The following is a 14,508-nucleotide window of genomic DNA, read 5'->3' as shown; positions in this document are numbered from 1 at the left end:
TGCACGATCATTTGGTGGCTGGTGGCCACGCGGTGGACTGGGCCAAGAACCTGTCCGAAGCGCGCGATTATGCAGCTGTGGTCGGCTACGACCTTATTTTGCTCGACGTTCACCTGCCGGACGGCAATGGGATCGACTATCTGCGGGAGCTGATCAAGGAACTTGAATCGGCACCGGTCATCATTCTGACAGCCTGCGATCGGATTTCGCATCGCATCGAGGGCTTCAACGCTGGAGCCGACGACTATTTGGTCAAGCCGTTCGATCTGGGGGAACTCTCAGCGCGTATCCATGCAGTGGCACGTCGCCATGGGCATTTTCCGGAGCCGCAATTTTCGGTTGGGACGCTTTCCATACAGGCAGCCGAGCGACGCCTCTTCCGCGACGGGCAGGAGGTCTACCTGACTTGACGCGGATGGGCGGTGCTCGACTACCGTCTGCCCCAGCCCTGCACGGTCGTTTCAAAAGGGAAGATCGTGGACGCGCTTTTCGGCAGACGGCGCTGATTCATACTCTAAAAGAAAATTCGGCTTCCAGTTGCCTTGGCCATGACTGCCCTTCCCGAGAGATGGGTGACAGTTCATTCCGGATAGATGGGTTACACTTTCGGCCCTTTGCAAGGAGAGCAAGGTGCCTTGGAAGGAGTGCAACGTCATGGAAGAGCGGCTGAAGTTCGTCGCCCGGCTGCTGGACGCGAGAAGATGGCGGTGCTTTGCCGGGAGTTCGATATCTCGCGCAAGACCGGCTACAAGATCCTCACGCGCTACAACGACAGCGGCCTGGAGGGGCTGACGGACCGATCGCGGCGGCCCTATCGCCACGCCAATCAGCTTCCGTTTCAAATCGAGAAGCTGATTGTGCGCCTCAAGCAAGACAAGCCGACATGGGGTGCGCCGAAGATACGCGAGCGGCTGGCCCGGCTGTATCCGGATGTGCACCGGCCCGCGATCTCGACCGTGCATGCCGTGCTCGACCGCCACGGCATGGTCGAGCGCCGCAAGCGCAGGCGCAACAGGGCGACGGGGACACCACTTTCAAACGGCTGTCGCCCTAACGATCTTTGGTGTGCCGACTACAAGGGCGAGTTCGGCAGAGAACACGGCCGGGACAGGGGATCACAAACACTTGACCGTTCCAGACCCCTGGCAGTGGCGCATACCGTTGGCTCTGTTCGTGGGCACCGAAAATAGGGCCTTCTTGGTCCTCGGCAGAGAATATGGCCCGGACGGGGGATAACAAACACTTGACCGTTCCAGACTCTGGCAGTGGCGCATCGATTGACCGTCGACTCTGTTCGCGAGCGCCGAAAATACGGACGACCCCTATGGTCAAAGTGCACTTCTGACCTGCTAGGCACTGTTCGATAACTGGAGGCACCCGCTACGGTGCCCTCGTATTTAAGACACCTGTCAGTTTCAAGCCTGGACATTGACGCGTGGCGCGGCTGCCATTCGTTGACCGCCACGTCGAATTGCCCGCCAACCAGTGTACAGCCGCCGGTGGTCACATTGAGCAAAAGTGCCGAGATCAGGAGGGGTTTCATAAGGCCTCTTCGTTTGGCTTTGTTAACGACCCCTTTCTTGCAATTGTAGCTGACAGCAGCCTGAAAGCCCCCAGATATTCGCTGGCGCCGGTTCAGCCTACTGTCAGCTTCGATCAATAAGGCAGGAGCCTTGCCCTCATACCGGAGCTCGGCAGCCTGATGCGAATACTGCTCATTGAAGACGACGACGACCTTAGAAGTGCTGTGCACGATCATTTGGTGGCTGGTGGCCACGCGGTCGACTGGGCCAAGAACCTGTCCGAAGCGCGCGGTCATGCAGCTGTGGCCGGCTACGACCTTATTTTGCTCGACGTTCACCTGCCGGACGGCAATGGCATCGACTATCTGCGGGAGCTGATCAAGGGGCTTAATACAACGCCGGTCATCATTCTGACAGCCCGCGATCGGATTTCGCATCGCATCGAGGGGCTCAACGCTGGCGCCGACGACTATTTGGTCAAGCCGTTCGATCTGGGGGAACTCTCGGCACGCATCCGTGCAGTGGCACGTCGCCAAGGGCATTTTCCGGAGCCGCAATTTTCGGTTGGGACGCTTTCCATACAGGCAGCCGAGCGACGCCTCTTCCGCGACGGGCAGGAGGTCCACCTGTCTGGACGCGAATGGGCGGTGCTCGACTGCCTTCTACGCCGGCCCGGTTCGGTCGTTTCAAAGGGGAGGATCGAGCACGCGCTTTATTCATTCAATTCGGAGTTCGAGAGCAACACAGTGGAGGTTTATGTCAGCCGGCTCCGCAAGAAGATCGGCGGGGATAGAATAGCAACCGTGCGTGGCTCCGGATACAGGCTCGTGGTCACATGACGAACTCGAACAGCATGACGAGAAAGCTGATATCGTGGTTAGGCGGGGCAACGCTCCTGGTTTGGATCGCCGCCCCAACCATTGCTGCGTTCATTTTTTGCAATAATGTAAACGAAAGTTCGGATGACTTGCTCCAGGCGAGCGCAGAGTACAGACAACCAGAGCTGATCAAGGTCTTGAATGGAAAACACGTTGATCAATACAATAACCACTTGCCAACTTATGAAAAGTACTGGACCTATCGTGAGCAGGTTATTAATAAGTACGGGGTAGTGCTTATTTCTGAACCGGAAGAGGGTCAGCAGCCCTTCCCTGATGCTCCCCTGAGTAACGGCTTTTGGCGAAACGCTGATTACCGCGTCTACACAGAGGAGATCCAAGACGGCGTGTATCATCAGTTGGCCGAACCGCTTGATGGCCGCCGTACCACAATCGCGAAGGGCGCACTTTTTGTCTTCCTTCCGACACTCGTGCTCCTGCCCTTTAGCTTAGCTGTTTGGTGGATCGTGATCCGGCGCTCGCTGCGGCCAATCGAGGTACTGCGACAGCAGATCGGATCGCGCGACGGCGGCAATCTGTCACCAATGGACTTGGGCGATTTCCCGGCAGAGTTGGCTCCAATCGCGGCATCCGTCAATCGGCTTCTCGATCGTCTGCGGGCGGCTCTCGAGGCCGAACGCGAGTTCGCCGCAAACAGTGCGCATGAACTGCGCACGCCGATCGCAGGTTCAATCGCTCAGATGCAGAGATTAGTGGCCGAGCTTCCCAATGGGTCGGCCAAAATGCGTGCGCGCGGCATCGAGCAAGCGCTGTCGAGCCTTGGCCGCCTTGTCGAAAAAGTGCTTCAGCTCGCTCAAGCCGAATCGGGGGTTGGCATGGCGGATCACGCGATCGATCTTGTCCGATCGGTTCGGCTGGAAATCGACGACCTGAGGAAAAAGCCGCAATATGCCGGACGCCTGCATCTTAACGTCGACGGCTGCCCCACTTTGATGCGCAAAGTGGATGTCGATGCGTTTGGGATCCTCCTTCGTAACCTGATCGAGAATGCGCTGATACATGGACTGCCCACTGTTCCGACAACAGTTTCCGTCCAAACTGATGGAACCATCGCTATTGCAAACGCCGGACCGGTGGTGCCCCTCCCCGACCTCGAAGGGCTTACAAAGCGATTTAGTCGTGGTGCTACTCCTGCTGCGGGCTCAGGCCTTGGTCTACATATCGCTAACATGGTTATCCAGCGGATCGGTGGCAGTCTAGAGCTTGCGTCGCCCGCCCGCGGTCGCAATGATGGTTTCGAGGCGATCATACGAATTCCTCAATGACACCGGTGAATTCGACGACAGTTGGACACAGGGCGGATTGCTGGCAAGGCTGCTGACATGGCGAACTGTACGGCAGTATGTATACGGCGTAGAAATCGTACTTCACACAACGCATTTCGGCCGCGGCAATCAATGCCGCTATCATCGTCTGAGCAGTTCGATCGAAGCGACACGACATGATCGGCAAAATCGAAGGCTCCGCCTCACCGCTCGCTCGATTTCGCCCGGGGAGAAAAAAGGCCATCCGAGAAAGTGCAAGCCGCCGCGCAAAGGCGACGTGTCCAATTGTCTGGGTGCCCCTGTGCGCCGGCCCGATCGGGTTGGCGCAGGTCCAGTAAGGACCCGGACCAACCATTCCATTTAGACGACCGGCAGGTTTTAATCGACGTCCGGATCGCCGTCCCAAAATGCCCCAAGTATACGGCTAGAAAGGCTGCCAACGATCGAGCTTTGGTCGGAGGCGTGCTTGTCAGCGTCTTGGGTGCTTGACCGGCCTTTGCAATGGCCATCGCCATCGCAAGTATCGTGCGTGGCCAGTGAGACCGCAATTTCATCAGCCTGGAGCCGACCGTATCGGTGCTTTTTTCTGATTTAGGGATTTTTCGTTTTCCTCTTGGATCATCACGGGTTTGGAGAGGATCTGGTGTTAAGTGCCATTCGGAGCGCCGGCGAACCGCCCGAAATTAATGTGGTCGAGTCATGAAGCCTCCCGAATGCGTTAAACGAGACCCTTTATGGCGGCCCTGGCTGACAACAGTCTGAAAGCTGCAAGCGGCATGCGAAAATGGGGCGATCCTGAATGACGACAGATGCTATCAACATGAAAGAGGCTCGCCCTGAAAGCTGAGCACGCTTTATGCTCAGGCTGCTGACAAGGCCAAAGCAGCGTAAGTGCGTAGTGAAATCCAAGGTCCACATGGGTCGTCGCTCTTCCCGTGCGCCTGGGAAGGCGCCGGCCCGGCCAAGCTTTCCCAGATCGTCCGCATGATGCTTCGCTGAGCGTCAATGGACGTTGGCGCGAGACCAAGGCGTCGTGCGTTGCAATCCGGACGGTCCAGGGTATCAGGAGTTTCACGGCCTCGGCCCGCTTGGCTGGCCACAGTTGAAGCTCCAACGTACCGGCTGGCACCGGGAAATTGGGCTCTGCGCTGCCTCAACGCTGATGGCACGGTCAATGCTTGCCTACCGATGGGGCCGCCCATGCCGTGATGCTGTCGGTCGACGTTCGCAAACCAGACCCTCGCGAGACCCAGCGAAGGGGCTCGCCGGTACGACGAGGGACCTTACCTCTTTATGCGCGGCATCATTATCGAGGATGACATGTTGCCTTACACGTCGTCCCTCGCGCTCGGGTCTTTGTGGGGCGGATGAAGTCCTGATCGCGGTGGCACTGCTGCATGTTTGCGTAAGACCCATCCAGTCACGATCGCGCTGTCCTTCGATGTCGCGGTGCTGATAGGCGGGCAGATCGGTGTGCGCGGCGCCCGCCAAAGGATCGTCGTCACGCCGGAGGAGGCGAGCGTCATAGCCGGCGCGCCGGCGAAAGGCGCTTTCTGTCGGATGCCCGACAATGTCGGATATCGCAAGTATCAAGGTTGGATCAAACCTTGCGAATCGGGGCTTTCTTACTTGGCACGGGGCATGCTCAGGTATCCGCAAACACCCAATGGATAACGAGCAGAATTCCCATGGCCTCACCATGCCAACGTTCCCCGGACGCATCCAAAGATGAGGCCCGCGTCAGGCCCGGTAACACGCTGACGGCTCATCTGGCTCGGCGTCGCGTGCCGATCCACTTTCTCCCAATAGGCGTCGGGAGACATAGAGCCTTCAAAATGAGGAACAAATCACTTTGCCAGGAACCCAGCCCATAATCCCACTCTCCCTATCAGAATTACCAAGCAAGCCCCGCACTCACGGGCTTCGCAGGACGTCCGTTGCGACCGAGTTGGGCGGCGCGAGGACGGCTCCGATCCCCGTCGCATGGGAGGACGGCAAGGCGACGGATTTCGTGCTCGACAACGGCATGGAGGTGGTCGTCATTCCCAACCACCGGGCGCCGATCGTCACCCACATGGTGTGGTACAAGATCGGCAGCGCCGACGAGCCGCCGGGCAAATCCGGCATTGCCCATTTTTTCGAGCATCTGATGTTCAAGGCGACGACCAACCATGCGGCCGGCGAATTCGACCGCGCAGTGTTCGAGATCGGCGGCTCGCAAAATGCCTTCACCTCCTCCGACTACACCGCCTTCTACCAGACAGTGGCGCCGTCGGCGCTCGAGCTGATGATGAGCTTCGAGGCCGACCGAATGCGAAACCTCATCCTCACCGACGATGTCGTCAAGACCGAGCGCGACGTGGTCATCGAGGAGCGCCGCTCAAGCACCGACACCAACCCGCAGGACGTGCTCCATGAGGAGATCGATGCGACGCTGTGGCAGAACCAGCCCTATCGCATCCCGATCATCGGCTGGATGCAGGAGATCGAGCAGCTGAACCGCGTCGACGCCACCGCCTTCTATGAAAAATACTACTGGCCCAACAACTCCGTGCTGATCGTGGCCGGCGATGTCGAGCCGGAAACGGTGAAGGTGCTGGCCGAGAAGACCTATGGCAAGGTGGCGCGCGGGCCCGACCTGCCGCCGCGCATCCGGCCGGTTGAGCCCGAGCGGAACACCAGGCGCACCGTCACGCTCTCCGACGCCCGCGTCAGCGTGCCCAGTTTTTCGACGCAGTGGGTGGTGCCGTCTTACCATACCGCCAAGCCGGGCGAGGCCGAAGCGCTCGACCTGCTGTCCGAAATCCTCGGCGGCGGTAACCGCAGCCGGCTTTACCAGGCGCTCGCTGTCCAGCAAGGTATCGCTTCCAGCGCCTGCGCCTATTTCCAGGGCACCATGCTCGACGACACCAGGTTCGCCATCTATGGCGCGCCGCGCGGCGATGCCAAGCTGGCCGATCTCGAAGCGGCGGCCGCTGCCGAAGTCGCTCGCATTGCCAAGGATGGTGTCAGCAGCGAGGAACTGGGCAAGGCCAAGGAGCGCTTTGTGCGCGATATGATCTTTGCCGAAGACGACCAGGACGACCTCGCCTGCATCTACGGCTCGACGCTGGCCACCGGCGGCACCGTGAAAGATGTCGAGGAACGGCCGTCTCGCATCCGCAGGGTTACCGCCGCGCAAATCAAAGCAGTTGCCGCCCGCTATCTCGCGTTCGACCGTTCGACCACGGGCTATCTCTTGCCCAAGACGGAGAATCAAGAGATGACGCTCGGCGCTCAGCCCCATGCTGCGATGAACATCCAGGAGGTGAAGTCCGAAAAGGGCATCATCGCCTGGCTGGTGGAGGACCACACAGTGGAAATCGTCAACATCGGCTTTGCCTTCAACGGCGGCACCACGCAGGACCCGGTCGGGAAGGAGGGGATGGCCAAACTGATGGCCGGCCTGTTCATCGAAGGCGCTGGCCATTACGACAGCGATGCCTTCCAGGTGAAGCTCGACGATGCCGGCGCCGAAATGAGTTTGGACGCGCAAAGCGACGACATCTACGGATCGGTGTGCATGCTTTCCAAAAAGCAGGACGCCGCGTTCGGCCTGCTTCGGCTCGCGCTGAACGCGCCGCGCTTCGACCAGGGGCCGATCGATCGCGTCCGCGCCGAGATTGTCTCCGGCATCGTCGGCAGCGAGCGAGACCCTGGCGCAATCGCTCAGCGCAAATGGCTGCGCGCGATCTACGGCGCGCATCCTTGTTCAAGGCCGGGAGAAGGCACAAAAGAGAGCCTCGCCGGCATCACGCCGTCCGACCTCCTCGCCTTCCACCAGGCCATTTTCGCTCGCGACGGGCTCCATATTGCCGTGGTGGGTGACATTGACGCGAACACGTTGAGGGAAAGGCTTGACCAGCTGTTTGGTGATTTGCCTGAGCAACAAACCCTCGTCCCCGTCTACGATGTCGCGCCGAAACTCGGTCAACTGGTGGAGGAGAACTACGACCTGCCGCAGACTTCGCTAACGTTGGCCTGGCCTGGCGTGAAGCGTAGCGCGCCGAATTTCTACGCCGCCGTGCTGATGAACGACATCCTTGGCGGCTCATACTTGACTTCCCGCCTTTACGAGGAGGTACGCCAAAAACGCGGCCTTGCCTATCATGTCAGCTCTGAACTGACCCTTGACAAGCTTCTGGTTACGACAGAGACACGCTCGGATTGCGCCGCCCAAACGCTGAGCATCGTGCGAGAGGTGGTAAAGCAGATGGCGCAGCAAGGACCGACCGGGGCCGAGCTCAAGGCGGCGAAGAAGCACCTGATCGGCACCTATGCCATTGACCGTCTGGGCTCGACCAGCTCGATTGCAGACCGGCTCCTGGATTTGCAGATTCAAAATGCCGACGTCGACTACAACCAGCGTCGCGCCCGCAGCATCGGTCGGGTGACGCTCAAACAGGTCAAGGCGGCGGCCAAGAAGCTGCTTTCGGCCGAGCCCGCCATTTTGGTGGTCGGCCCGCCGCTGGGCGGCAAGGATAAGTAAAGAAACTCATCTCGCCTTCCTTCTTCCTTGGGGCTTCTCGTGGGAAGAGCGAATATGGAGGCCGGTGGGCCAAGCAGATCATGCAGACCCGCGGAGTCGTTTCGCGGGCCTTGCGCGGCATTGGCGGTCCAGGGGCCTCTCGCCGAAAAGGCGCTCCTCAGCATGCATGCCGCCTTTTGCAGAATACACTCGCACGCCACCAGCAGGCAGCGGGTGGATGAAGCAAACATCCGGCTGCTCAATCCATCAACTGATGAACCGCGGGCACTCAAACTAACGGAACTGTTGTCGTATGTTTGGTCTACCAACTGCTTTGCCGAGGCCCTAGGACGAACCCGCTGGTGCAGAATACACACCGACGGCCTGTCGACCTGGATGTTCGCTGCGTTGAGGAGGAATCCGGTATTGCCCCTGTGCCTGCCGATGATCCGCCGTCTGAAATCCCCGCACCTGTTTGGAGCCATCGACCGCCTGCCGGCACTCGGCAGACCGGTTGGCAATAAGACGTTCGAGGTCGTCAATCCGTCGACCGGCGAAGTTTTGGCAGAGCTTCCCGATATGGGCGTGGAGGAGACACGTGCTGCGGTAGACAAGGCCTATGTTGCGCAGTCGGGATGGGCCGCGTTGACTGCCCGAGAGCGTAGCGACGTTCTTTGGCGATGGCATCAGCTGATCATCGACCATGCAGGCGATCTCGCCGCGATTCTGACCGCGGAAATGGGCAAGCCGCTTGCCGAAGCCGTGTCAGAGGTATCGCATGCGGCGGCGTATCTGCAATGGTATGCCGAGGAGGCCAATCGCGTCTATGGCGAGACGATCTCGGCACCCTCGACAGACCGCCGAATGCTAGTGATCAAGCAGCCCATCGGCGTTGTTGGCACGATCACGCCATGGAATTTCCCGGCCTCCATGGTGGCGCGCAAGATCTCGCCGGCCTTGGCTGCGGGCTGCACGATCGTGCTCAAGCCCGCTGAACAGACGCCGCTCGTGGCTGGCGCAATGTTCGCCCTTGCCCATCAGGCCGGCTTTCCCGATGGCGTGGTCAACCTGATCTATGCGTCCGAAGGTGATCGCGTCGGCCGTGAACTCTGCACCAATTCCAAGATCCGCAAGATCAGCTTCACCGGTTCGACCGAGGTCGGGCGGCTGCTGATGCGTCAGTGCTCTGACCAGATCAAGAAGGTTAGCCTTGAGCTCGGCGGCAACGCACCTTTCATCATCTTCGATGATGCCGACATCGACGCTGCTGTTGACGGTGCGATCCAGGCGAAGTTTCGCAATGCCGGCCAGACCTGCGTTTCGGCGAACCGTATTTACGTCCAATCGAGCGTTCACGATGAGTTCGTCAAGAAATTCGTGGAGAAAGTCCGGCACTTGTCGGTTGGCGACGGATTCGGTGCCGGAGTAGACATCGGACCGCTCATCGACAGGCATGCTCTGGCCAAGATCGAGTCTCACATCGCAGATGCCATTGCGAAAGGCGGCACAATACGATGTGGGGGCCAACGTATCGGCAAGAATGGCACGTTTTTCGAACCCACGGTCCTCACCGAGATTTCCAGCGTCATGGCAGTCGCGCAAGAGGAGACATTCGGGCCGCTCGCGCCGATCATTCGCTTCAACGATGCGGATCAGGTCGTGCGCGAGGCCAATGACACGATCTACGGCCTCGCCGCATACTTCTATGCCTCAAACCTGAAGCGGGTCTGGCGTGTGGCAGAGGCTCTGGAATATGGCATGGTTGGCATCAACACGGGACGCATGTCCTCGGAGGCGGCACCGTTTGGCGGGATCAAACAATCCGGCATCGGGCGGGAGGGTTCCCGTCATGGCCTCGAGGACTATCTGGAAATGAAATATCTTTGCATGGGCGGGATTTGAAACCTGCTGCACTGTCTCTCCGCCCCACCGGGGGGCGGCCTGCGGCCAATGCCGCCACCTAATTGGAAGTTCCAAACGCCGTTGACCTGAAACACGGATGCCCGGCAGGAGACTGAGCTCGCTGCCGGGCCGGACATGCCTTGGGAGGGCATAAGTCAGCGCTCCTAGGGCCGATGGGCCACTCAGTTCGTGCGCCTTTTGCCGATTGCGTTGCATGTGCCGTGCCAAGCCAAAAAGCATTGATAAACCGCCGATGGATCAGCTTTTGCCCTGTTGCGCATTCTACATTGTGGGATATGCGACAATGCCCAAGCGGTTGAATCGTCGTGTTGCAGAACCCCAGACGGGTCATGACTGCTATTCTTAGGACAGTGCGCAGCAAGCCGCTACTCGCTGCACTCCAGGCACACCATTTCCATAATCAAGCGGTGGGTGCTATGTTGACCGAGCTGTCGACCAGGGAACGGTGTGAGGCCTCAGATCCCTCCATATTGTTGCACCCGCCGGTCCAACAGGACTGCAGGTCCGGCCTCAAAGGATCTTGGCTGCTATGGCGACATTGCGGTGCACGCCGCTTTCCGACCAATGATGTGCGTCCAGGTCGAGGCCGGCCCTAATGAACCACCGCCTTGGCACCCTCGCCCATCTCATTTCGGCATCGACAAGCTAGACCAGAGCGCACTTGCAAGGCGCCATGCAGTCCTGTCGGCGGGCGAACTGTTGGTGACGGGTACAGCTGCGAGCGAACGTTCATCCACCGACGCACAGCGCGGACTGTCGCTTTTCAAATTAGGAAATCTCTGTAGCCACCATTCATGAGCGCGCGGCCACGCGAGACGGCCCGACGGATGCGGTCGCGCAGATGATCGCGAGGATCCGCCCAGTCGGCATGGACGCGCCGTTGACCGATGAGAACTTCGGCGAGCTCGCGATGAGGTGCTCCGGCGAGCGAACCGTCGAGCGCACGAAGAACGAAGGACAAACGAACGCCGCGCTTTTCCGGCGCAAACAAGCGGGGGGGCAACTGTTGCCCTAGACTGAGAGCATTGAGGCACTCCAGTCCCCTCAGTCGATGCTTTAAAAGCACCGCGGGCCAGATGGCTTGCGTATGCAGGCAAACAGGGTGGAGGATATTCGCGCCCGAGACGGCGAGCTGCAGCGCGTGGTCCGCATTGCGAAGAAGAACATGCTGGCTCTTGTCGGGCGCCAGCAGGACGATTGCACGACAGGGCAATGCCGAGAGTTCGAACGGCGGTGTCGGCGACGAGGCAGGCAACCGTTCCGCAATGACCGGCAGCACATGGACGCACCAGAGCGGACACCAGAATACGACCGAAGCGCGGCCACAAGACTCCGCGAAACAGAACACCCCAGCGTGACAGGTCGCCGGCCGACGCGACCATATCGAGAAAGGATTGGAGAGACCAAGTATTGCAATGCTGGCGCGCAGCGGTCAGATCGCGCTGGAACGCTGGATTGCGGCGTAAGAACTCCCAAGCCCACTCCCGCAGCGTCAGGCCAGCGGTGTAGTCGTATGATCTTTCATCCCGCCAATCGGCCTGATCCGCGCCAGTCAGGAGATTCATGACTGACATCCCCTGCCCGCGCCTGCGTGCGTCGAAACATTATGCCACTTCGCAAAGCATCGGCGAAGGCAGCAGACGTCGAAGACCCCGTTTCGTTGAAGCGTCAGCCATCGCCACTGTCGGCGACAGAAGATGTGCCCAAATTGCCACCAGACCGTCGAACTGGCACAGCGACGGCCAGCGCGACCTGGAATTGATCCCGTAACGGTCATCGGCTCCTGCGTCGCGATCCAGACGTCCCTTGAAGGCGCAGTAGCGCGGCAGTGGATCGCACGCTGCTTGTCGGCAAGTTGTCGTAGCGGCGGCGCCATAGGCACGGTCATCGGAGGGTCTCCTGCGGCAAGTTTTCGCCATTGGAGGCCAATCTCCCCGCTAGGGCAGCCTGTGCAGTTGCACAGGTGAAGCGGATCAATCAGGGGGAGCCATGGCGGAAACTGGATGATGGCGGCTTGAGGAGAGCGGCGTATCGAGGCGGGTGATGAAGCCTGCCAGTACCTCTCAAGGAGAGTGATACGCCATGAACGAGACTATCAACACATTGTTCGCCTTCGTCAGCCCGACGAAATCGATGATACCCTGACGGATGTACTTCGCAGCGGCGCGCGCAAATTGCTTGCGCATGCGATCGAGTTGAAGCCGAGGCGTATGCCAAGGCGGTCGACTGCCTGACGAAAGATCAAATTTGCGTCGCTGGCGCTCTACGATTTCCCCGCCCAACACTGGGATCATCTGCGAACGTCCAATCCCATCGAAAGCGTCTTTGCAACCGTTCGCTATCGCACGGTGCGTACCAAGGGCTCGCTATCCTCGAAAACCGCCCAGCTGATGGTCTTCAAGCTGTTGGCCGCGGCCAGGAAGTGGCGACGATTGAAAGGACAAAATCAGTTGCCGAAACTCATCGCAGGTGCCAGGTTCCTGGACGGAATCCAGGTCATCGAAACGAAGCCGCAGAGCGCCGCTTGATCAGCCTCGTCACCCAAATTCCAGCATAGCTCCATCGGAACTGCCAGCCTTCCTTGCCGATCAGGCGCATATCAGCGCTGACGATACCGAGGACGGCGATGGCGGTCACCTCCAGGCCGCCGAGTAACGACCCTCAAAACACCGCACTGGTCGAGGCCAGCCTGAACCGGTATCTTGTGCCTGCCCTCGGGAGTCGCTCTATCCACCATGTGATCGACACCGACATTGCTAACATCACCAAGAAGATCGTCGCCGGGGGTCACCCGCAAGCGGCTAACACGGCCTTCTGGTGTATGCGGGCATTTTTCAACTGGTGTCGCAAACCGCCGCAACGGCTCATCCGCGGTTTCCCCGCGAGGGATTGGAAAATCCGGATCCGGCCCCGATCGTCAAGCGCAAGCGAGTGGTGAACGATGCCGAACTGGCGGCTATATGAACGGGCTGTGAGCCCGAACCGGGCGATATCGGCTATTCGTTCGGCTCCATCGTCAAGCTGCTCATTCTGACCGGACAGAGGCGTACGGAAGTTGCCGCGATGCGTTGGTCCTCAACCTTGAAGCCGGAACATGGAACTATCGGGTGACCGCACGAAGAACGAAGAGCCTACGCTTATTCCGCTGTCCACACTGGCGGTGTCGGTCCCCCAGACGGTACCGAAGACCAATGACACGTTTTTTTCCCTGCGAGGGGCAACGAAAGAAGCCACTTCTCAGGCTACGCGAAGGGCAAGAAGGCTCTAGACGGCAAGGTCAATACTGACGGGGTGGCTTTGGAGAACTGGACCCTTCACGATCTGCGCAGGACGCTCGCGACAAATCTCGGCAGGCGGCAGGTATTGCCACACGTCATCGAGCACATACTGAATCACAAGGCGGCGTCCTTGACAGACATTGGCGAAATCTACAATCTCTATAGCAACGTCAAGGAGAAGCGCGAGGTGTTGCAGATGTGGTCAAATCACATCGAATGGCTGATCAAGCAGGCTGCGGATGACGCTCTGGCGGCGTAGCTGCTGGCATGGGCGGAAGATGCGGCGCAACAATCGTCAGAGCCTCATCGAATTGGAGATCATGCTTGACCAGCAAATGCGCGGCCAATGCTTCGATGGCCGACCAGTGATCGAGTACTAGCCGGGCCGTGCGATCTTCGATCCGCCTCCAACGGGGGCGGCGCGGCATCAGGAACCGCAACTCACCATAGATTCGCTTGGCATCCGCGTAGTCGCTGCTCCCCTCATTCCCATCGGACGCATTCATCGCCATATCGCGCGGGTCCAGATAGCCTTCGAATGCGGATTCTGCAAAAGGACCTGCCAGACACGCAACTATCACTTGGATCGCTTCATCGCGTTGGAAATGTCGATCCATATCGTTCTCGAAAATCGGCTTTCGCTCCGAGGTGAATCCTTGCGCTGAATAGAAAACCGTGCCTTCGACAAAACCACCGCACTCTCCGTCACCGGCGTCGGGGTAAATACTAACACTTGAGAAAGCAGGGAGTTCACGGTCGTCGTCGAACATCTGACGGTGCAAAACGATGGCGGCCACCGCGGGCCCGGCTTCGTGATGCGCCACAAGCGGCAGATATTGGGAGGCTACATTCATGCGGTGCGGCTCTCAGGTCTAGTTTCCATCCAAGCCCTGATATCGGATTCAAGCCATGCGACTCGGCCGGGGGAGATGCGACGCCGCTTAGGGAACAGGCCTGCCTTCAGAGTCGCGCGGTCGCGCTCGAACTGCGTTCCACTGAAGTGCTTCAGGGTCTTTGCCGACTGGCCGGCGGCCCAGGCAAGTGCCCGCTCGCCTTCCACATCTTCAAGCCAGACATAGGGATCGTCGTCGGGAGCATCCAGCGTTGGACGGA

Annotated in this window: 12 protein-coding genes and 5 pseudogenes; 12 read left to right on the top strand and 5 right to left on the bottom strand. The window is 59.4% G+C overall.

What is annotated here, in order from left to right:
- The 8 genes and pseudogenes from EOC06_RS04020 to EOC06_RS03985 all read left to right on the top strand — a co-directional run.
- On the top strand, positions 1-410 hold a 410-nt coding region (locus EOC06_RS04020; RefSeq protein WP_245469320.1), incomplete at its 5' end, for a response regulator transcription factor.
- A gap of 244 nt (positions 411-654) precedes the next feature.
- A pseudogene (locus EOC06_RS04015) lies at positions 655-1,088 on the top strand (helix-turn-helix domain-containing protein); the annotation flags it as partial.
- 614 nt (positions 1,089-1,702) lie between these two features.
- The gene (locus EOC06_RS04010; protein WP_127267036.1) at positions 1,703-2,362 is read left to right on the top strand and encodes a response regulator transcription factor; all 660 of its coding nucleotides are present in this window, start codon (positions 1,703-1,705) and stop codon (positions 2,360-2,362) included.
- Positions 2,359-3,687 (top strand): HAMP domain-containing sensor histidine kinase, encoded by a 1,329-nt coding sequence (locus EOC06_RS04005; RefSeq protein WP_128307156.1) that lies wholly within the window; start codon positions 2,359-2,361, stop codon positions 3,685-3,687. Before EOC06_RS04010 ends, EOC06_RS04005 begins: the two co-directional genes overlap by 4 nt.
- Before the next feature lie 1,401 nt (positions 3,688-5,088).
- Positions 5,089-5,361 carry a hypothetical protein gene (locus EOC06_RS04000; RefSeq protein ID WP_024505391.1) on the top strand — a complete coding sequence of 91 codons (273 nt, stop codon included), beginning with the start codon at positions 5,089-5,091 and terminating at the stop codon, positions 5,359-5,361.
- 274 nt (positions 5,362-5,635) lie between these two features.
- Positions 5,636-6,940 (top strand): annotated as a pseudogene (locus EOC06_RS03995) (M16 family metallopeptidase); the annotation flags it as partial.
- Between the two features lie 9 nt (positions 6,941-6,949).
- On the top strand, positions 6,950-8,215 hold the full coding sequence (locus EOC06_RS03990; RefSeq protein ID WP_306462322.1) for a pitrilysin family protein: 1,266 nt from the start codon (positions 6,950-6,952) through the stop codon (positions 8,213-8,215).
- Positions 8,216-8,620: 405 nt separating this feature from the next.
- Positions 8,621-10,096 (top strand): NAD-dependent succinate-semialdehyde dehydrogenase, encoded by a 1,476-nt coding sequence (locus tag EOC06_RS03985; RefSeq protein ID WP_128307159.1) that lies wholly within the window; start codon positions 8,621-8,623, stop codon positions 10,094-10,096.
- A gap of 784 nt (positions 10,097-10,880) precedes the next feature.
- On the opposite strand, the gene EOC06_RS03980 is transcribed toward EOC06_RS03985, so the two are convergent.
- Entirely contained in the window at positions 10,881-11,396 is a 516-nt protein-coding gene (locus EOC06_RS03980; protein WP_224570032.1) for a DUF2285 domain-containing protein, read from the bottom strand.
- A 115-nt stretch (positions 11,397-11,511) separates the two neighbouring features.
- Positions 11,512-11,682, bottom strand: a pseudogene (locus EOC06_RS45090) (DUF6499 domain-containing protein); the annotation flags it as partial.
- Between EOC06_RS45090 and EOC06_RS03975 the strand changes: the two are divergent.
- Positions 11,681-11,887 (top strand): hypothetical protein, encoded by a 207-nt coding sequence (locus EOC06_RS03975; protein WP_127388388.1) that lies wholly within the window; start codon positions 11,681-11,683, stop codon positions 11,885-11,887. The pseudogene EOC06_RS45090 and the gene EOC06_RS03975 sit on opposite strands and share 2 nt — an antisense overlap.
- Positions 11,888-12,372: 485 nt before the next feature.
- Positions 12,373-12,645 (top strand): annotated as a pseudogene (locus EOC06_RS03970) (IS256 family transposase); the annotation flags it as partial.
- Here the strand turns inward: EOC06_RS03970 and EOC06_RS40010 are convergent.
- Positions 12,614-12,754: a hypothetical protein gene (locus tag EOC06_RS40010; protein ID WP_164546995.1), complete on the bottom strand. Its 141-nt coding sequence runs from the start codon at positions 12,752-12,754 to the stop codon at positions 12,614-12,616. The pseudogene EOC06_RS03970 and the gene EOC06_RS40010 overlap by 32 nt on opposite strands.
- 654 nt (positions 12,755-13,408) lie before the next feature.
- On the opposite strand from EOC06_RS40010, the pseudogene EOC06_RS45085 reads away from it, so the two are divergent.
- Both EOC06_RS45085 and EOC06_RS44755 read left to right on the top strand, forming a co-directional pair.
- Positions 13,409-13,522: pseudogene (locus tag EOC06_RS45085) on the top strand (hypothetical protein); the annotation flags it as partial.
- A 3-nt stretch (positions 13,523-13,525) separates the two neighbouring features.
- The gene (locus EOC06_RS44755) at positions 13,526-13,654 is read left to right on the top strand and encodes a hypothetical protein (protein ID WP_135907184.1); all 129 of its coding nucleotides are present in this window, start codon (positions 13,526-13,528) and stop codon (positions 13,652-13,654) included.
- Here the strand turns inward: EOC06_RS44755 and EOC06_RS03960 are convergent.
- Together EOC06_RS03960 and EOC06_RS41630 are read right to left on the bottom strand one after the other, a co-directional pair.
- The gene (locus tag EOC06_RS03960) at positions 13,620-14,249 is read right to left on the bottom strand and encodes a hypothetical protein (RefSeq protein WP_128307155.1); all 630 of its coding nucleotides are present in this window, start codon (positions 14,247-14,249) and stop codon (positions 13,620-13,622) included. The two genes, EOC06_RS44755 and EOC06_RS03960, sit on opposite strands and share 35 nt — an antisense overlap.
- Positions 14,246-14,326, bottom strand: coding sequence for a hypothetical protein (locus EOC06_RS41630; protein ID WP_245469321.1), 81 nt, complete (start codon positions 14,324-14,326; stop codon positions 14,246-14,248). The genes EOC06_RS03960 and EOC06_RS41630 overlap by 4 nt, the downstream gene beginning before the upstream one ends.
- Positions 14,327-14,508 lie beyond the last annotated feature (182 nt).

Source organism: Mesorhizobium sp. M7A.F.Ca.MR.362.00.0.0 (assembly GCF_004023175.1).
In the GTDB taxonomy this organism is placed as follows: Bacteria; Pseudomonadota; Alphaproteobacteria; order Rhizobiales; family Rhizobiaceae; genus Mesorhizobium.
Note: the sequence above shows the minus strand (reverse complement) of the source record. Positions and strands in the feature narration are given on the sequence as shown.